General features: G+C 47.0%; 16 protein-coding genes. All 16 read left to right on the forward strand.

The window, feature by feature from the left end; translation table 11 throughout:
• The first annotated feature begins 44 nt into the window (after window positions 1–44).
• The 16 genes from asnB to sigE all read left to right on the forward strand — a co-directional run bounded on the left by asnB (window position 45) and on the right by sigE (window position 18,636).
• Entirely contained in the window at window positions 45–1,925 is a 1,881-nt protein-coding gene (gene asnB, locus I2H87_RS04015) for an asparagine synthase (glutamine-hydrolyzing) (protein ID WP_195609398.1), read from the forward strand.
• A gap of 22 nt (window positions 1,926–1,947) precedes the next feature.
• Window positions 1,948–3,207: an FtsW/RodA/SpoVE family cell cycle protein gene (locus I2H87_RS04020; protein WP_022152493.1), complete on the forward strand. Its 1,260-nt coding sequence runs from the start codon at window positions 1,948–1,950 to the stop codon at window positions 3,205–3,207.
• 85 nt (window positions 3,208–3,292) lie between these two features.
• Window positions 3,293–4,132, forward strand: a complete 840-nt coding sequence (locus tag I2H87_RS04025) for a DegV family protein (RefSeq protein WP_009268382.1) — start codon at window positions 3,293–3,295, stop codon at window positions 4,130–4,132.
• 12 nt (window positions 4,133–4,144) lie between these two features.
• Window positions 4,145–4,381, forward strand: coding sequence for a hypothetical protein (locus tag I2H87_RS04030; RefSeq protein WP_009268381.1), 237 nt, complete (start codon window positions 4,145–4,147; stop codon window positions 4,379–4,381).
• A 313-nt stretch (window positions 4,382–4,694) separates the two neighbouring features.
• The gene (gene mraZ / locus I2H87_RS04035) at window positions 4,695–5,132 is read left to right on the forward strand and encodes a division/cell wall cluster transcriptional repressor MraZ (protein ID WP_009268380.1); all 438 of its coding nucleotides are present in this window, start codon (window positions 4,695–4,697) and stop codon (window positions 5,130–5,132) included.
• Between the two features lie 55 nt (window positions 5,133–5,187).
• Entirely contained in the window at window positions 5,188–6,147 is a 960-nt protein-coding gene (gene rsmH / locus I2H87_RS04040; RefSeq protein WP_009268379.1) for a 16S rRNA (cytosine(1402)-N(4))-methyltransferase RsmH, read from the forward strand.
• A gap of 50 nt (window positions 6,148–6,197) precedes the next feature.
• Window positions 6,198–6,770: a DUF948 domain-containing protein gene (locus I2H87_RS04045; RefSeq protein WP_195609399.1), complete on the forward strand. Its 573-nt coding sequence runs from the start codon at window positions 6,198–6,200 to the stop codon at window positions 6,768–6,770.
• Window positions 6,771–6,780: 10 nt separating this feature from the next.
• Window positions 6,781–8,829 carry a peptidoglycan D,D-transpeptidase FtsI family protein gene (locus I2H87_RS04050; protein WP_195609400.1) on the forward strand — a complete coding sequence of 683 codons (2,049 nt, stop codon included), beginning with the start codon at window positions 6,781–6,783 and terminating at the stop codon, window positions 8,827–8,829.
• A 99-nt stretch (window positions 8,830–8,928) separates the two neighbouring features.
• Window positions 8,929–10,674, forward strand: coding sequence for a peptidoglycan D,D-transpeptidase FtsI family protein (locus tag I2H87_RS04055; protein ID WP_009268376.1), 1,746 nt, complete (start codon window positions 8,929–8,931; stop codon window positions 10,672–10,674).
• A gap of 50 nt (window positions 10,675–10,724) precedes the next feature.
• A complete protein-coding gene (gene mraY, locus I2H87_RS04060; RefSeq protein ID WP_009268375.1) occupies window positions 10,725–11,681 on the forward strand; it encodes a phospho-N-acetylmuramoyl-pentapeptide-transferase in 957 nt (318 codons plus the stop codon).
• Window positions 11,682–11,684: 3 nt separating this feature from the next.
• Complete coding sequence (gene murD, locus I2H87_RS04065; RefSeq protein ID WP_044955028.1) at window positions 11,685–13,046, forward strand: UDP-N-acetylmuramoyl-L-alanine--D-glutamate ligase; 1,362 nt, start codon at window positions 11,685–11,687, stop codon at window positions 13,044–13,046.
• Between the two features lie 14 nt (window positions 13,047–13,060).
• A complete protein-coding gene (locus I2H87_RS04070; RefSeq protein ID WP_009268373.1) occupies window positions 13,061–14,146 on the forward strand; it encodes an FtsW/RodA/SpoVE family cell cycle protein in 1,086 nt (361 codons plus the stop codon).
• A 136-nt stretch (window positions 14,147–14,282) separates the two neighbouring features.
• Entirely contained in the window at window positions 14,283–15,569 is a 1,287-nt protein-coding gene (locus I2H87_RS04075) for a cell division protein FtsQ/DivIB (protein ID WP_054705372.1), read from the forward strand.
• A gap of 176 nt (window positions 15,570–15,745) precedes the next feature.
• The gene (gene ftsZ / locus I2H87_RS04080) at window positions 15,746–16,930 is read left to right on the forward strand and encodes a cell division protein FtsZ (protein WP_009268370.1); all 1,185 of its coding nucleotides are present in this window, start codon (window positions 15,746–15,748) and stop codon (window positions 16,928–16,930) included.
• A gap of 169 nt (window positions 16,931–17,099) precedes the next feature.
• Complete coding sequence (locus I2H87_RS04085; RefSeq protein ID WP_009268369.1) at window positions 17,100–17,930, forward strand: sigma-E processing peptidase SpoIIGA; 831 nt, start codon at window positions 17,100–17,102, stop codon at window positions 17,928–17,930.
• Window positions 17,896–18,636: an RNA polymerase sporulation sigma factor SigE gene (sigE, locus tag I2H87_RS04090; protein WP_009268368.1), complete on the forward strand. Its 741-nt coding sequence runs from the start codon at window positions 17,896–17,898 to the stop codon at window positions 18,634–18,636. The genes I2H87_RS04085 and sigE overlap by 35 nt, the downstream gene beginning before the upstream one ends.
• Window positions 18,637–18,742: the final 106 nt, after the last annotated feature.

Raw genomic sequence — 18,742 nt, forward strand, 5'->3', positions numbered from 1 at the left:
CTGGGCACATGACAACGACTGATTATATGGAAAAGGAGTTTTTTATGTGTGGATTTGCAGGATTTGTCGGCGAAGTTGAAAACAGGAATCAGGTGCTGACAGATATGATGAATACGATCGTGCATCGTGGACCTGACAGTGAGGGGAGATATGTGGATGAAGATGCAGCGTTGGGATTTCGGCGTCTGAGTATTATTGATCTTTCGGAAGTCGGTGATCAGCCATTATATAATGAAGATAAAACGTTGGTTCTTGTGTTCAACGGTGAGATTTATAACTATCAGGAACTTCGGAAAGAGCTTGTGGAAGCGGGACATGTATTTGCGTCCAATACGGATTCCGAGACGCTTGTACACGGATTTGAAGAATGGGGCGAAAAACTCGTGGATCGTTTGCGTGGGATGTATGCATTTGCGATCTGGGATATAAAAAAGAAAAAATTATTTGCAGCCCGGGACATTTTCGGGATCAAACCGCTTTATTTTGCGCAGATGAACCAGACGCTTCTGTTTGGTTCAGAGATTAAATCTTTTTTGGAGCATCCGAAATTTGATAAGATTTTTAATGAGGATGCGCTGGGGAATTATCTTTCGTTTCAATTTGTGCCGTCTGATGAGACATTTTTTAAGGGAGTGTTCTGCCTGCAGCCGGGACATTATTTTACCTATGAAAACGGGAAAATGGAGATCACGCGATATTTCGAGCCTGAGTTTACCGGGGATAGTACAAAAAGTTTCGAGGAAGTTGTGGACGAGATCGAAAAGGTGATGAAAGAATCGGTTGAGATGCACAAGATCAGCGATGTGGAAGTTGCGTCTTATCTTTCAAGTGGTGTGGATTCCAGTTATCTGACATATTTAGGACAGGTCGATCATACGTTTACTGTGGGATTTGAAGAGGGAAAATATAGCGAGATACAGGATGCGAAAGAATTTGCGGAGAGTATCCGGATGCAGAATGATGCGAAAGTGATCACACCGGAAGAATATTGGGCAAGTCTGTCGGATGTACAGTATTATATGGATGAACCGGTGGCGGATCCGGCGGCGGTCGCACTTTATTTTTTGAGCAGGGAAGCGGCGAAGAAAGTAAAAGTCGTGCTGTCGGGAGAGGGTTCGGATGAATTGTTCGGCGGCTATAATATTTACTGTGAACCGCTCCAGCATACCGGATTTGATAAGATCCCGATGGGGATCCGGAGAATGCTCGGGAAGTTTGCGGAATACTGTCTGCCGAGAGGGATGAAAGGCAGAGGTTTCCTGATGCGTCACGGTAAGACATTGGAAGAACGATATTTTGCAAATGCGACGAATATTTTTACGGAACGTGAGGCAAACCGGATTCTGAAAAGAGGATGTGAGCCGGGAATCCAAAAACTGACAAAGCCGTTGTACGATCGGGTAAAAGGGAAAGATCCGGTGACAAAGATGCAGTATGTGGATATGCATCTCTGGCTGGTGCATGATATCCTGATGAAAGGCGACAAGATGGGAATGGCCAATTCGCTGGAAGTGCGCGTGCCGTTCCTGGATAAAAAAGTACTGGAACTGGCGGAAACACTGCCGCTGGACTATAAAGTACGCGCGCCGAAGACGAAGGTGGCGCTTCGGGGAGCTGCGGAGCGCGTGATCCGAAGCAAAACGGCGGAAAAGAAAAAGCTGGGATTTCCGATTCCGATCCGTGTATGGCTTCGGGAGGAAAAGTATTATCAGATCGTGAAAAAAATGTTCACATCGGAGGCGGCGAAGCAATACTTTAATACGGAGCTGCTTGTGAAAATGCTTGATGACCATAAAAACGGGAAGAATTCCAATGAGAAAACAGACAACAGCCGGAAGATCTGGGCAGTCTATATCTTCCTTGTATGGTATGACCGGTTTTTCGGGCATGGAAAGCCGGTACATCCGAATGCGGCTGTGAAGTAGGCAAACGGACAGGGGAGATTCTATGAGAAGCAGAACAGTGCAGCCGATTCAGCGGCGTGCAAATAAAAGAGACGGCAGGGAGGAAAAGAAGCGGAGAAAGAAAAGATCGGGACTGGACAAAATATTTATCAGAGGAAATACACAATATTTTGATTTTGACCTGCTGCTCGTGATCATCTTTTTGATGTGTTTTGGTCTTGTCATGCTGTACAGTACAAGTGCTTACAGCGCACAGGCAGATTTTAACAATGACATGTTTTATTTTTCAAAACAGGCGTTTATCGGAGTGGTGAGTTTCGGCGTGATGCTTCTGGTGTCACGGATCGATTATCACTTTTACGGAGCATTTTCCTTTGAAATTTTTGTGTTTGCAATGATCATGATGGGATTGGTGCAGACGCCTTTGGGAGTGACGATCTATGGGGCGAGGCGGTGGATCCAGCTTCCGTTTAACATGACACTGCAGCCGTCGGAGATCACAAAGATCGCGGTGATCCTGTTTATCTCCTATGAATTATGCCGTATGGGAAATAAAGTACAGACGAAAGACGGTACGATACGTATTTTTATGTTTGGCATCATGGCGGCGCTCGGTGTTTTTGTGCTGACAGATAATTTAAGTACGGCGGTGATCGTTATGGCGATCACCTGTGTGCTGTATTTTGTTGTTCATCCGAAGCTGAAACCTTTTTTGGCGATCATTGCGGCGGGAGCGGTTCTGGTTGTGATCGGCGTACAGATTTTGGCGATGACGGCGCTCAACAGTGATGACTTCCGAATCCGACGTATCGTTACATGGCTGGATCCGGAAAATCATTCGGACACAGGTGGATTTCAGGTAATGCAGGGGCTGTATGCGATCGGATCCGGCGGTTTTTTCGGAAAGGGTCTGGGAAACAGTACCCAGAAGCTGGGTGTGATCCCCGAAGTGCAAAATGATATGATCCTCTCGATCGTCTGTGAAGAATTAGGCGTGTTCGGAGCGATCGTGATCCTTTTGCTTTTTGGTCTTTTGCTTTATCGTCTGATGTTTATTGCAAGAAATGCTCCGGATCTGTATGGATCGCTTTTGGCAACCGGAATATTTGCCCATATTGCACTTCAAGTCGTATTGAATATCTCGGTTGTGACAAACCTGATCCCAACGACGGGAGTGACACTTCCGTTTATCAGTTATGGGGGTACTTCCATTTTGTTTCTGATGTCGGAGATGGGAATTGCATTGGGTGTATCGAGGAAGATCAAACTCCAAGGCATGGAAAAAAACTCTTTTCAGAAATAAAAAAGTATGGTATATTTGTATGCGGTATTAAAAACTACATGAAATAGAAGTGTACTATATTATATATGGTTTTGGAGGTAAGGATATGGAATATAAAATCGTTTTGGACAGCTGCGGAGAATTGACACCGGAGATGAAAGCGACAGGCATATTTGAATCTGTTGCACTCAGCATGCAGGTGGGAGAGGAAACGATCGTGGATGACGCCGGATTCGATCAGGCAGATTTTTTGAAAAAAGTAGCGGCATGCAGTGAATGTCTGAAATCTTCCTGTCCGTCGCCGGAACGATATATGGAGAGTTATTCCGGAGATGCGAAGCGGGTTTACGTCGTTACACTTTCCGCGGAATTAAGCGGATCTTATAACAGTGCGGAGCTTGGGAAGAATTTGTATGCGGAAGAGTATGGAGATAAGGACATATATATCTTTAATTCCAGATCCGCATCCGTGGGGGAAACCTTGATCGCATTGAAGATCCGGGAATGTGAAGAGGCGGGAATGTCGTTTGAGAAAGTCATTGAAACCGTGGAGGAATATATCGAAACACAGAATACGTATTTTGTGTTGGAAGATCTGGATACGCTGCGGAAGAATGGAAGACTTACCGGCATCAAATCACTGGTTGCGGGGGCTCTGAACATCAAACCTGTCATGGGAGCGACTCCGGAGGGGACGATCCGGCAGATCGGACAGGCGAGAGGCATGAAGCGCGCACTGGCAAGGATGGTAGAACAGGTGGCGGCAGATGCCGAGAATACAAAGACCAAGATTCTTGCCATCGCACATTGTAACTGCAGGGAGCGGGCATTGGATATCGAGCGGCAGCTTCTTGCAAAGATGGAAGTGAAATCCAGCTTTATTGTGGATACGGCGGGAATCAGTACGATGTACGCCAATGACGGCGGCATCATCGTTGTGATCTAGGAGGAAAAGAAGATGAGTCAGGAAAAGGTAGAACGTTATAAAAAAGAAAAAGCAAATCGGAAACAGGCGATGAAAAAGCAGCGTATCATGAATGTGATGCGGAAATGTGTCCTCTCGCTTGCGGCGCTTGCGCTTGTTGGATGGCTTGGATATTCGGCGTATGATACTTATACTGCAAACCAGGAGCGGGAAGTAGTGGCTGTAAACTATGACGCGCTGAATACTTATCTGGGCGGATTGGCAGAATAGAAGATGTTAATGTCAGTGGAAAAAGGATCTGAGTGCTTTGTCCACGGAGACCATTATAACAAATAGAAGAAATAAAAACGATACGTACCGGTGGGAAATGCTCCTGCCGGGAACGTATCGTTTTTTTTGTATAGGGAAATCATTGCGTTTACAAAAGAAAGTGAATACTTTTCTGTGAAAATTCTGAAAACAGAGAAAAAGTGCTTGAAAAAGGGAAAAAGGTGGGGTACAATGGTTTCAAGTGGTAGGAAGTGGTGAATTGTGGAATAAAGTGGGGAGAAAGTGGGACCCACTTGTTACAAAGGAGTTCTGAATGTTACTAGGGGAGTTTAATCACAGCATTGATGAAAAAGGCCGTTTGATTATTCCAGCCAAGTTACGGGACGATCTGGGAGACAGTTTCGTGATCTGTAACGGACTGGAGGGCTGTTTGTTTGTGTATTCCCAGGAAGAATGGAGCAAATTTGTCGCAGAACTGGAAACCTTGCCACGCATGAATAAAGACGCCAGAATATTCAAACGTTATTTCTTTGGAAGCGCTTCAGAAGGAACATTTGATAAACAGGGGAGAGTAAATGTTCCGGCATCACTTCGGAAAGCGGCACATCTTGAAAAGGACGTTGTCCTTGTGGGAGTTCAGGATCGTGTGGAAATCTGGGATAAAGAGCTTTGGGAAGAAAAGAGCATGGTCAGCGAAGAAGATCTGGATGCAATTGCAGAACGTATGGAAGCGATCGGTATTCGCATCTGATCCGGCAGCAAAAAAGATTTCCGGAATTTTTTGCAGAACATGAACGGAGGAACATATGGCATTTCAGCACACATCAGTATTACTGGAAGAGACGATTGACGGTCTGGCAGTGAAGCCGGACGGGATTTATGTTGATGCAACACTTGGCGGAGGCGGACACGCTTTCGAAGTGTGCAGCCGTTTAAACGGCAACGGGAGATTTATAGGGATAGACCAGGATGCTGCGGCGATCGAAGCTGCGGGAGAACGGTTGAAAGACTTCGGGGAGAAAGTTACGATAATCCGGAGCAATTATCGTGAACTGAAGTCAGTACTTCGCTCCATAGGGGTTGAGAAAGTCGATGGGATCGTGCTTGATCTGGGCGTATCATCTTATCAGTTGGATACGGCAGAGCGGGGATTCTCCTATCGCGCAGATGCATCCTTGGATATGCGGATGGATCAGAGACAGCAGACAACGGCAAAAGATATTGTCAACACATACAGTGAAACAGAGCTGTACCGGGTGATCCGGGATTATGGGGAAGACAAGTTTGCGAAAAACATTGCAAAGCATATTGTGATGGAACGTGAAAAGAATCCCATTGAGACTACGGGACAGCTGAATGAAGTGATCAGGAGAGCGATTCCGATGAAGTTCCAGAAGAACGGAGGACATCCGTCGAAGAGGACGTTTCAGGCAATTCGGATTGAATTGAATCGGGAGCTGGAAGTTTTGAGGGAATCGTTGGATGAGATGATCGATATGCTGAATCCGGGAGGAAGGATCTGCATTATCACATTTCACTCTCTGGAGGACAGGATCGTGAAGAGCGCATTTCGGAAAAATGAAGATCCGTGTACCTGTCCGAGTCATTTCCCGGTCTGCGTCTGTGGAAATGTTTCAAAAGGAAAAGTAATCACAAGAAAACCAATTCTTCCAGGGGAGGAAGAACTGGAAAACAACAGCCGTTCCAAGAGCGCGAAACTTCGGATTTTCGAGCGGTGCGGGGACGGAAAAGGGAGTCAGAAATAGATCTGTCAGGAAGGGGAGAGCCTGACAGAACAGAAAGGGGCAGATGAATCATGGCAGGAAGACGCACGGCATCATATAGAACAGATCACGGAAGATATACAGGCAGAGATTCTCAGACGCGAGCCGGCAGAAATATGGCGGGCAGTTCGTTTTATGTGTATGGAAGTGCGGTTCCGAAACAGGAGGCACTGCCGGAAAGAGGAAAAGAAGAAAGACCGGTATGGAAACAGACAAGCAGTCAGGTGAAAAAGAACCGGAACCGGGCGCTTGGGATCAATATGGCTTACGCGGTGTTTCTGAGTGCAGCAGCGGTTTTAGCTGTTTTTATTTGTGTTTTTTATTTACGGCTTCAGTCGGATATCGTAAACAGTGCGGAGACAGTCACGGCACTTCAGGAAGAACTGAATGTACTAACGGAAGAGAATGATACGGCATACCAGGCGGCAGAAGATTCCGTCGATCTGGAAGAAGTACGCCGCAGAGCAGTCAATGATCTTGGCATGGTATATGCGGCACAGGGGAGCGTAGTGGAGTATGAAAGTCCGGCAGAAGACTATGTGAAGCAGTACAATGAAATACCGGAGAGCGGCATTTTGGCGAAATCCGGTGATGCAGATCAGTAAGGATTGAATCATGGCAGGCAGAAGAAAGAAAAGAAACAGATTTGATTTTTTAACGAAAAAATTTCCAAAACGAATGCAGAAAAAGCTGGTAATGCTATTTATGGCAGTTATACTGGCTTTTGTTGTTCTTATCGGAAGAATCACATATATCAACGCATCAAAAGGAAGCGGATATACAAAAATTGTTCTGGATCAACAGGCATATGACAGCCGCGTGATCCCTTATAAGCGGGGAGATATCGTGGACCGCAATGGGACAAAGATGGCGACGAGTGAACGAGTCTACAATGTGATCTTGGATGTATATGTGATGCTTTCGGATGAAAAATATGAAGATCCGACAATGGAAGTGCTGGAAGATTGTTTTGGGATTTCGGAGGAGGAAGTTGAGAAAGTTATTGAGGAACGTCCGGAAAGCAGATATGAGATCCTGAAAACAAATGTACCTTATGAAACGAAAAAGAAATTTGACGAGATCGAGCAGGACGAAAAGAACTATGCAAATGTGCAGGGAATCTGGTTGGAAGAGGACTACAAGCGAACCTATCCGTATGATTCACTGGCAAGCGATGTGATCGGATTTTCGGCAGACGGAAATGTAGGTGCGATCGGAATTGAAAGTGCCTACAATGAGATCCTGAACGGTACGGATGGGAGAGAATACGGATATTTCGCGGAAGATGCGTCTCTGGAGCGGACGGTCAAGGAGGCGAAGAACGGAAATACGGTTGTCTCGACGATTGACGTTACCTTGCAGAGCATCGTGGAGCAGTGTATTTTAGAATTTAATCAGGCTCATACCGGAGAAGTGCGGGAGGGAGAACCCGGCAGTAAAAATACGGCAGTGATCATTATGGATCCGAATAGCGGAGAAATTTTGGCGGAGGCATCCTATCCAAATTTTAACTTGAACGATCCGAGGGATTTGTCCTCGCTGTATACAGAAGAAAAATGGAAAGCGATGTCGGAAGAAGAGCAGCTGGAAGCGATGAACACGCTGTGGAGAAATTTCTGCGTGAGCGATGCCTTTGAACCGGGATCTACGGCGAAGCCTTTTACGGTGGCAGCCGGTCTGGAAACAGGAGCGCTTACGGGAAATGAAACGTATGTGTGCGGAGGATACAAACATGTAGGCGATTATGATATTTATTGTCATCTCCGTACCGGACATGGGCAGGAGACGATCAAAGATGCAATCGCATATTCCTGCAATGTGGCTTTGATGGATATGGCGGAGACGATCGGGATCGAGAATTTTACACGTTATCAGCATATTTTCGGTTTCGGGGAATATACCGGGATCGATCTGCCGGGAGAGGCATCTACGGCTCCGCTTCTTTATACCGCGGAAACAATGCAGGAGACGGATCTTGCAACCAATTCATTCGGACAGAACTTCAATGTGACGATGACGCAGATGGTGGCGGCGTTTGCCTCTCTGATTAACGGCGGTTATTACTACGAGCCTCATGTAGTAAAACAGATCCAGGATGAGAACGGCAGTGTCATCGAGACGAAAGACCCGACGCTTCTTAGGAAGACGATCTCAGCGGAAACGTCGGCGATGGTCAAGGAATATATGCGTGCCACGATGGAATATGGTACGGGAACCCCGGCGAACATACCCGGGTATGAGATCGGAGCGAAGACAGGTACGGCGGAAAAACTTCCCCGGGGAAATGGAAATTATCTGCTATCCTATATCGGATATGCACCACAGGAAAATCCGGAGGTGATCGTCTATGTCGTAGTCGATGAGCCGAATGTTGCCGACCAGTCAACCAGCCGTTATGTGCTGGAACTGGCACAGAAGATCATGGCGCAGGCGTTCCCGTATCTGAATATCAGTACGGTGGACGGTTATGTTCCGACGGAGACAATGCCGGTTCCGGCGGATGAAGAAGCCGGGGCGGCAGCTCAGGCAGCTGGGCAGCCGGCAGAATATGTCGATTATGATGAGGCATATGAAGAAACATACGACAATCCGGATGGTGCGTACATCGATGAAACATATGCGCCGGATCTGGATGACTGGGCAACAGGAACACCGACCGAATAACGCAGTGATTGCCGATGGGGAGAACGATCGGAGAAATAGCTGGAATAACCTTACAGAAGATATAATATGTTATAAAAATATCTTCTGTAAGGTTTTTATATGAAGAATAAAACATATAATAAGAAAAAGATTCTCGTTGTTTTTTCGGCGGCGTGTATTCTGATCATGGGGCTGGCGGCGCGTCTTGTTTATCTTATGGTGTTTGACGCCGAGTATTATCAGAAAAAAGCGGAGGCGCTCCACGAAAGGGAGAGGGAGATCAAAGCGGCAAGAGGCGAGATCGTGGACAGAAATGGGACAGTCCTTGCGACAAATAAAACAGTCTGTACGATTTCTGTGATCCACAGCCAGGTAAAAGATCCGGAGAAAGTGATCGAGATACTTGCCCGGGAGTTGGAACTGGAAGAGGGCGAAGTGAGAAAACGGGTGGAAAAAGTTTCCTCGATGGAAAAAGTGAAAACAAATGTGGAAAAATCTGTCGGAGACCGGATCCGCGCCTATGATCTCGCAGGCGTTAAAGTAGATGAAGATTACAGGAGATATTATCCTTATGATGAGATCGCATCGAAAGTGCTCGGTTTTACCGGAGGGGATAATCAGGGGATCATCGGTCTCGAAGTAAAGTATGAGGATGTTTTGAAAGGGACAAACGGAACGATCCTGACGATGACGGACGCCCGGGGGATCGAACTGGAGGGGAAGGCGGAAGATCGGATCGAACCGGTGGCGGGGAACACGCTGAAGATCACGATGGATTATAACATCCAGTCTTTTTGCGAGCAGGCGGCATGGAAAGTTATGGAAGAAAAGCAGGCGGATGCGGTTTCGGTGATGTTGATGAATCCGCAGAATGGAGAAATCTTAGCGATGGTCAATGTACCGGAGTTTCACTTAAATGATCCGTTTACCCTGCCGGAAGACGTGAATGCTGCAAATGAAGAGGAAAAGCAGGATCTTCTCAATCAAATGTGGAGAAACGGATGTATCAATGATACCTATGAGCCGGGATCGACTTTTAAGATCATCACCTCGGCAGCCTGTCTGGAAGAGGGGGTTGTCACACTGAACGATACATTTTCCTGTCCGGGATATAAAATCGTCGAGGATCGGAAAATCCGCTGTCATAAGGTGGGCGGACATGGAACGGAAACATTTGTGCAGGGAATCCAGAATTCCTGCAATCCGGTATTTATGGAGATAGGACTGAGACTTGGAGCAGATCGGTTTTACGACTATTTTTCACAATTCGGACTGCTGGGGATGACCAACGTGGATCTTCCGGGAGAAGCGGGGACCATCATGCATAAAAGGGAAGATATCGGAACCGTGGAACTGGCGACGATGACATTTGGACAATCGTTTCAGATCACGCCGATCCAGATGCTCACAACGGTCAGTTCGATGATCAACGGAGGACGCAGGGTGACGCCGCATTTCGGGATGGAAGTGCTGAATGGGGACGGCGAGGTGTTGGAGCGGCTTTCCTGGGAAGAAAAATCCGGCATCGTGTCGGAAGAGACGTCAGCAACCATGCGAGGACTTTTGGAGAGTGTTGTGGCAGAGGGATCGGGAAGCAACGCTTATATAGAGGGATACCGGATCGGCGGAAAGACGGCGACATCCCAGACGCTGCCGAGAAGTGCGAACAGATATATCGCATCGTTTATCGGATTTGCTCCGGCAGATGATCCGCAGGTGATCGGGATGGTTGTGATCCACGATCCGCAGGGAATCTATTACGGCGGGACGATCGCGGCGCCGGTTCTGCGCAGTATTTATGACAATGTGCTGCCGTATCTCGGGATCGAGCGTGAATTGGACGCGTCACAACTTGAAAAAGAGTAAGGTATGCGGTATACTGTATTGGTTGACAAAAGAAATGAAGAGGTGTAAATATGGCGAATCAAGTAGTAATTCCGGTGTTGATTTCATTTGTGCTCAGTCTGGTGCTGGGACCAGTTGTGATTCCGTTTTTGAGAAAATTGAAGATGGGACAGACGGAGCGTGTAGAGGGAGTACAGTCCCATTTGAAGAAAGCAGGCACACCGACAATGGGCGGGGTGATCATTCTGGCAAGTGTGATCATTACTTCCCTGTTTTATGTAAAAGACAATCCGAAGATCATACCGGTTCTGTTTTTGACGGTCGGATTCGGTCTGATCGGATTTTTGGATGATTATCTGAAAGTGGTGATGAAACGTTCGGACGGTCTGTATCCGAAACAGAAAATGGGGCTGCAGATCGTAGTAACCGCCATATTCGCATATTATATTGTAAAGGTTGCAAAAATCCCGCTGACACTTTTGATTCCGTTCTCGGATGGGAAATATCTGGATCTTGGGATTTTTGCGGTTCCGCTGTTGTTTGTTGCCGTGATCGGAACAGTCAACGGTACGAATTTTACCGATGGTTTGGATGGTCTTGCATCCAGCGTTACCGTGCTGGTCGCTACGTTTTTTACCGTGGTCGCAGTGGGAACAAAGAGCGGGATCGAACCGATCACATGTGCGGTTGTCGGTGCATTGATGGGATTTCTTCTGTTTAATGTGTATCCGGCAAGTGTATTTATGGGAGATACCGGATCACTCGCACTTGGAGGATTTGTGATCGGCGCCGCATATATGATGCAGATGCCGTTGTTTGTGATCATCGTCGGGCTGATCTATGTGGTGGAAGTCCTCTCCGTTATGATTCAGGTGACTTATTTTAAAGTGACAGGTGGAAAGCGGTTCTTTAAGATGGCTCCGATCCATCATCATTTTGAACTTTGCGGCTGGTCAGAGACACGAGTTGTGGCTGTATTTTCGATCGCTACTGCGATCTTGTGTCTGATCGCACTGATGGGGGTATAAAAGATGGATATAAAAGGAAAACACGTATTGGTATTCGGTTCCGGGATCAGTGGGATCGCGGCAGCACGTCTGCTTTTGCAGGAGGGTGCCCGGGTGATCCTGTATGACGGGAACACGAAACTGGACAAAGAACAGCTCCTGCAGGATATTACGGGGGGCAGACATGCGGAAAACGTACAGGTACTTCTCGGGGAACTACCGGATGAAGTATTGGATACGCTGACTCTTGTCGTGATCAGTCCGGGAGTTCCTACGGATCTCCCGATCGTGGAAGCGATGCGGGCGAAACATCTTCCGATCTGGGGTGAGATCGAACTTGCTTATACATATGGAAAAGGGGAAGTTCTTGCGATTACCGGAACAAATGGAAAGACGACGACAACGGCGCTGCTCGGCAAGATCATTGGTGACTGGCATCCGCATACATTTGTAGTCGGAAATATCGGAAATCCATATACAAGCGTAGTGGAAGAGATGCCGGAAGATTCAGTCACAGTTGCGGAAATGAGCAGTTTTCAGCTGGAGACGATCCGTACATTTCGTCCGAAAGTAAGCGCGCTTCTCAATATTACACCGGATCATCTGAACCGGCATCATACGATGGACGCTTATATTGCGGCGAAGAAAAATATAGCGGTCAATCAGACAGAAGAAGATACCTGCGTATTGAATTATGAAGATGAAGTGACGCGTGCATTTGGAGAAGAAACGAAAGCTCAGGTTCTATTTTTCAGCAGCAAGCGTAAACTGGATAGAGGGATTTATCTGGAAGACGGAAGTATCATTTATCATGTGGGAGAGCCGGTGGAAGTCTGCAAAGTAGACGAATTGCAGATTTTGGGAACACACAATTATGAAAATGTGATGGCGGCGGTTGCGATGGCAGCAGCGTTCGGTGTTCCGATGGAGAGTATCCGCAGGAGTGTGAAAGCATTCGGCGGCGTGGAACACCGGATCGAATTTGTGGCGGAGAAACGGGGCGTCGCATATTACAACGACTCCAAAGGAACGAATCCGGACGCGGCGATCCGGGGGATTCAGGCGATGAACCGACCGACGTATCTGATCGGCGGCGGATATGATAAAGATTCCACATATGAGGAATGGATCGAGGCGTTTGACGGAAAAGTGAAGAAACTTGTTCTGATCGGAGCGACCCGGGAGAAGATCGCAGAGTGTGCGCACCGATTAGGCTTTTACGATACGGTACTCGCCGATTCTTTTGAGGAGGCGGTGCAGATCTGTGTGGAGGAAGCGGTTCCGGGAGATGCGGTACTTCTTTCTCCGGCTTGTGCGAGCTGGGGAATGTTTAAAAATTATGAAGAACGCGGAGATAAATTCAAAGAACTTGTAAACCGGTTATAAGGAGTGGATTTGAATTGAAGCGTTCCGCAAAGAAACCGCGGTATGATTACACAATGCTGACTGTTATTTTCCTTTTGGTTACGATCGGACTGATCCTTTTATACAGCACCAGTGCGTATAATGGAATGGTAAAATTTCAGGATCCCTATTATTATTTGAAAAAGCAGGGATTTGCGACGGCGCTGGGACTTGTCGGAATGTTCGTGGTAGCCAGGGTCGATTATCATACATGGGTCCCGCTTGCAAATGTCGGTTATCTGACAGCTGTGGCATTGTCGGTTGCGGTCATGCTGGTGGGAGATGAATACAACGGGTCTAAAAGATGGCTGTCTTTGGGCCCGGTTTCTTTTCAGCCGTCTGAATTTGCGAAAGTTGCGTTGATCTTATTTCTGGCATGCCTTGTGACGAAAAATGTAAAGGCAATGGGGAAAGTGTCCACGCTTGTAAAAGTGATGATCCCGGTGCTGCCGATCGTTGCGCTTGTAGGCGCAAGTAATCTGAGTACAGCGATCATCATTTTGGGGATTGCCGCAGTCCTGATCTTTGTTGCGAGTCCGAAGTATGCACAATTTATCTGGATGGGCGTGGCGGCGGTTGGATTTATGACGATTTTTTTGGCATTGGAAAGCTATCGTTTGGAGCGTCTTGCAATTTGGAGAAATCCGGAAAAATATGAAAAAGGATACCAGACACTTCAAGGTCTTTACGCGATTGGATCGGGTGGATTGTTCGGCAGAGGCTTGGGGGAAAGCGTCCAGAAGTTGGGATTTTTACCGGAAGCGCAAAATGATATGATCTTTTCTATCGTATGTGAAGAATTGGGGCTTGTCGGAGCTGGATTGATCATCCTGTTGTTTCTGATCCTGATCTGGCGCTTTTTTGTGATCGCTGTCCACGCGAAAGACCTGCTCGGCGCGTTGATCGCTTCCGGGGCGATGGCGCATATGATGATCCAGGTGATCTTAAACATTGCGGTCGTGACAAATTCGATCCCAAATACAGGAATCACTTTGCCGTTTATCAGCTACGGAGGAACATCCGTCTTGTTTTTGCTTCTGGAAATGGGACTTGTGCTCAGTGTATCAAATCTGGTAAAATGAAAGAAAGTTACGCGCGTGTTGGGCGCGTAACTTTCTGCTCCGGCTTGACCGGTTGAAGTCAAGGCGGTACCACGGACGCGCGTGTCAGGCGCGTGGTTTTTCCGGAAGAAGTGAAGAAATACGAGGAGGAACTTGAATGGCACCGAAGAAACGTTCTGCCCAAACAGGTTATCATACATATGAACGCGATCGTCAGCAAAAGCAGACGGCGCGGTCCCGGGCGGCAGCACGTTCGCGCGCAGCGGAAGCAAATGCGCGCAGCCGCCCGGATCAAGGACGGCAGCCTCAGAAAACTCCGCGTCTGGGAGAGGGCGTTTATTTGCGTCAGGTTACGCTGCCGGAACAGAGACAGACAAACGGCGTCGAGGAAAGTCGACAGCGGAACAGAAATTCCCACATGACCACTCAAAGAGAACAATCCAAAAGAGAATCGGTCAGGCGGAAAACAGGAAGACAAACAAGACCGCAGGAGACGGTAAGGCGGCAGGAATCGGTAAGACAGAGACAGGAAAATATCAAATATAAAAAGAAGCGGTCCGGACCGAAAAAGAAAAAGCGTAAGATCCCGGTAAAATGGATATTGGGAATGATCGGAGTGATCTTGGCGGCCGCTTTGCTGGGATATCTGATCCTCTTGCTGTTTGAGGTGAAGAAAATAGAAGTCAAAGGCACGGTGTATACTTCCGAGCAGGAAGTCCTGGATTGGGTGCAGGAAGACAAATATTCGTCCAATTCCCTTTATATTCTCTGGAAATATGGAAGCAAAGAAACAAAACAGCTTCCTCCGATCGAAAGGACAACTGTCAGTTTGAAATCTCCATGGGAAGTCGTTGTCACAGTGAAAGAGAAGACATTTGAGGGATGTATGGATTATGACGGCGGTTATCTGTATTTTGACGAAAGCGGAACGGCATGTCTGAAAAGTACGGAATACATCGAAGGTGTGCCATATATTGAGGGAATCGAACTTGAGAAAGAAAAAGTAAAGATCGGAAAAAGCATTCCGGTAAAAGAGAAGAAAATTTTCGAGGAAATCAGTGAGATCACGCAGGTTTTGAATGAAAAAGAACTTACGCCGGACAAGATTGCATGTGAGGAAGAGAATCTGATCCTGTATTTTGGCAATGTCCGTATACAACTGGGAAGCGGAAATTTTGCGGACAAGCTTTCACAGGTTCCGCCGATCCTTGCAAAATTACAGGAGCAGTATGCCGATCAGCCGGGAGTGCTTCATCTGGAGAATTATACGTCGTCGGATGCTTCGGTGCGGTTCGTACCCGACAGTGCGGCGCCGCCGTCGGGGACGGAAAGTGGGGATCAGACGAACCAGCCGGAGGACACCGGGACAGCAGAACAGACAGCGCTGCCTGAGGAAGCCGGGGGCGTGGAGCAGACCATACCGACAGAAGTGAGCGGAACATAAGATTCCGGCAAAATAGAGAGTGATAATGGGAACTGTAAGTGTAAAAAAACAGGAAAATATAGAAAAATCTATTGATTATTTTATTGAAAAACCTTATTATATATTCATTGGAGTGTATCATTCAATGTTAAAGGGATGTATAAAAAATTAATAGGATGACAAAGGAGGAAATACTCTTGTTAGAAATTAAAACCAACGAATCAGAAGCAGCTGCAAGGATCATAGTCATTGGAGTCGGCGGCGGCGGTAATAATGCTGTGAACCGGATGATCGACGAGCAGATTGCAGGTGTAGAATTTATTGCGATTAATACAGATAAACAAGCACTGCAGTTATGTAAGGCACCGACATTGATGCAGATCGGAGAAAAGCTGACCAAGGGACTGGGTGCGGGAGCGCAGCCTGAGGTAGGGGAGAAAGCAGCAGAAGAGAGCGCGGAGGAGATTTCCGCAGCACTGAAAGGTGCGGACATGGTATTCGTTACCTGTGGAATGGGTGGCGGTACAGGAACCGGTGCGACACCGGTCGTAGCACGGATCGCAAAGGAACAGGGCGCACTGACAGTCGGCGTTGTTACGAAGCCGTTCCGTTTTGAATCCAGAACCCGTATGGCGAACGCTCTTGCGGGAATCGACAAATTAAAAGAGAATGTGGACACATTGATCGTAATTCCGAATGATAAACTTCTGGAAGTAGTAGACAGAAGGACAACGATGCCGGAAGCTTTGAAGAAAGCTGACGAAGTGCTCCAGCAAGGTATCCAGGGTATTACAGACCTGATCAATGTACCGTCTTTGATCAACCTCGACTTTGCGGATGTACAGACTGTTATGAAAGACAAGGGTATCGCTCATATCGGTATCGGAGCCGGACGCGGAGACGACAAGGCGCTTGAGGCAGTCAAACAGGCAGTTGCCAGTCCGCTTCTGGAAACAACGATCCAGGGCGCTTCCCATGTTATCATCAATGTATCCGGAGACATCACACTTATGGATGCTTCCGATGCGGCAGAATATGTACAGGAACTTGCCGGAGAGAATGCGAATATTATTTTCGGTGCTACGTACGATGATACGAAATCAGACGAAGCTACGATCACTGTTATTGCAACCGGTCTGCATAATGTGGGCGGAAGCTCATCGAAGCTTAAAGCAAGACTGGAGGGACAGCAGAAAGTCGGATCGATTCTTCCATCCGGAGATATGACGGGAAGAACATCTATGGCTTCTGACCGTGTGGCTCCGAGAAGTACGATGACAAGAGAAGCAGGCGGCACGATTCCGTCATTGCAGCAGACTCGTACACCATCCGGCACTGTAAAAGAACAGTCCATTAAGATTCCGGATTTCTTCCGTAAATAAAAGAATGATAAGCAGAGCACCAGTCACAATATGTCGTCTGGTGCTTTTTTTGTCGAAACTTATTTGTGACGTCTCGTCAACTTCTGACAAACTTTCCACAGGTTATTTTCTATAATAGATTTTGGCTGGAAAAGCCGGGTACATTTTTAGCTGCTAAAAGAGGTGAAATATGTACTACGAATTATACATAGATGTTTTTTGGATGACAAATTTTATGATGGATTCTCTGCTTTTGTTTGCAGTCAGGCAAATGCTGAAATGTCCGGTCGGAAAAGGGCGGATTTTTATGGGTGGCATCGTGGGGAGCACGATGACCTGCCTGATCGTCTTACTCCCGCTATCCGGGCTTTTACGGTTTTTTGCAGGAGGGATTTTGACAGCGCTTGTGATGATCCGTGTGGGTTTTGGAAAGCAGCCGGTCAGAATGTACAGAAAGGCATTTGTTTTCTTGTATATTTCTGCATTTCTGATGAGTGGAATCCTGCAGCTGTTCCGCCCGTATATGGATACGATGAGTCTGTTTTTTGTAATTGCGTCAGCCGCATATGCGGTGCTGAAAGGAATACAAAGCCTGTGGGAAAACATTCAGGGAGAACAGAAGCGGATCTGCGAGGTACTTCTGATACAGAATGAAAAAAAATGCAGGGTGCGGGCATTGCTGGATACGGGCAATCTGCTTACGGATCCGGTTACAAAAGAACCGGTTTGTGTGGCGGATGCACAGATGATCACAGCATTTCTCGGGGAAAATATAGACAAAGAAAGTCTGAAACTGCATTATCTTCCGTTCCGGTCAGTCGGAGGAAACGGCGTGATGCCTGTGATCAGGATCCGGCAGATGCAGATCACAGAAAAGCAGACGATACAAGTGGAAAATCCACTGCTCGCGATCAGCAGAGGGAAACTTTCGGAAGAGGAGGATTATCAGATGATTTTAAATCCGGACATAGTGGGAGGAAAGAAAGATGGTTGTAAAAGTAGCAATGCCAGAACAGTTTAAATTGAAGATCGTACCGGATATTCGGAATTTTTTCTTTTCAAGTCAAAGAGAAATCCATTATATCGGCGGATCGGAAGTGCTTCCGGCTCCGTTGGAAGCAGATCAGGAAGCGGACGTGATCCGGCAGATAGGTACAGAATATGATCAGGAAGCAAAAAAGATTTTGATCGAACATAATCTCCGGCTGGTTGTATACATAGCGAAAAAATTTGACAATACCGGCGTCGGGGTGGAAGATCTGATCTCCATCGGAACGATCGGTCTGATCAAGGCGATCAATACGTTTAATCCGACCAAAAAGATCAAACTGGCAACGTATGCGTCACGTTGTATTGAAAATGAAATTCTGATGTATCTGCGGCGGAATAATAAGACAAAATTGGAAGTGTCGATCGATGAACCGCTGAATGTGGACTGGGATGGAAATGAATTGCTGCTTTCCGATATTTTAGGAACTGAGGAAGACACCATTTATAAAGATCTGGAAAACGAAGCGGAACGCCGACTGTTGAACCGGGCGATCAATCAGCTTTCCAGCAGAGAAAAACTGATCGTGAAAATGCGGTTTGGGCTGGATCATCCGGACGGAGAAGAGAAAACGCAAAAGGAAGTCGCAGATTATCTCGGGATCTCACAGTCTTATATTTCGCGCCTTGAGAAGAAGATCATGCAGCGTCTGAAACGGGAGATGGTGCGTTATGAATAGCAAGGCGGTAAGTGGTCTGTAAGAGGAAACATTTTGCTTTACGGAAAAGTGAAGCAATGCTATAATAAAGAAGAAGGATTCTGTGTAGTGCAGAATATGCCGAAAG

Origin of the sequence: Mediterraneibacter glycyrrhizinilyticus (assembly GCF_015560805.1) — a bacterium.
Taxonomy (GTDB): Bacteria; Bacillota; Clostridia; order Lachnospirales; family Lachnospiraceae; genus Schaedlerella; species Schaedlerella glycyrrhizinilytica_A.

Coding starts and splice junctions, on each gene's coding strand:
- asnB (WP_195609398.1), top strand. CDS start 45: ATGTGTGGATTTGCAGGATTTGTCGGCGAAGTTGAAAACAGGAATCAG.
- I2H87_RS04020 (WP_022152493.1), top strand. CDS start 1,948: ATGAGAAGCAGAACAGTGCAGCCGATTCAGCGGCGTGCAAATAAAAGA.
- I2H87_RS04025 (WP_009268382.1), top strand. CDS start 3,293: ATGGAATATAAAATCGTTTTGGACAGCTGCGGAGAATTGACACCGGAG.
- I2H87_RS04030 (WP_009268381.1), top strand. CDS start 4,145: ATGAGTCAGGAAAAGGTAGAACGTTATAAAAAAGAAAAAGCAAATCGG.
- mraZ (WP_009268380.1), top strand. CDS start 4,695: ATGTTACTAGGGGAGTTTAATCACAGCATTGATGAAAAAGGCCGTTTG.
- rsmH (WP_009268379.1), top strand. CDS start 5,188: ATGGCATTTCAGCACACATCAGTATTACTGGAAGAGACGATTGACGGT.
- I2H87_RS04045 (WP_195609399.1), top strand. CDS start 6,198: ATGGCAGGAAGACGCACGGCATCATATAGAACAGATCACGGAAGATAT.
- I2H87_RS04050 (WP_195609400.1), top strand. CDS start 6,781: ATGGCAGGCAGAAGAAAGAAAAGAAACAGATTTGATTTTTTAACGAAA.
- I2H87_RS04055 (WP_009268376.1), top strand. CDS start 8,929: ATGAAGAATAAAACATATAATAAGAAAAAGATTCTCGTTGTTTTTTCG.
- mraY (WP_009268375.1), top strand. CDS start 10,725: ATGGCGAATCAAGTAGTAATTCCGGTGTTGATTTCATTTGTGCTCAGT.
- murD (WP_044955028.1), top strand. CDS start 11,685: ATGGATATAAAAGGAAAACACGTATTGGTATTCGGTTCCGGGATCAGT.
- I2H87_RS04075 (WP_054705372.1), top strand. CDS start 14,283: ATGGCACCGAAGAAACGTTCTGCCCAAACAGGTTATCATACATATGAA.
- I2H87_RS04085 (WP_009268369.1), top strand. CDS start 17,100: ATGTACTACGAATTATACATAGATGTTTTTTGGATGACAAATTTTATG.
- sigE (WP_009268368.1), top strand. CDS start 17,896: ATGGTTGTAAAAGTAGCAATGCCAGAACAGTTTAAATTGAAGATCGTA.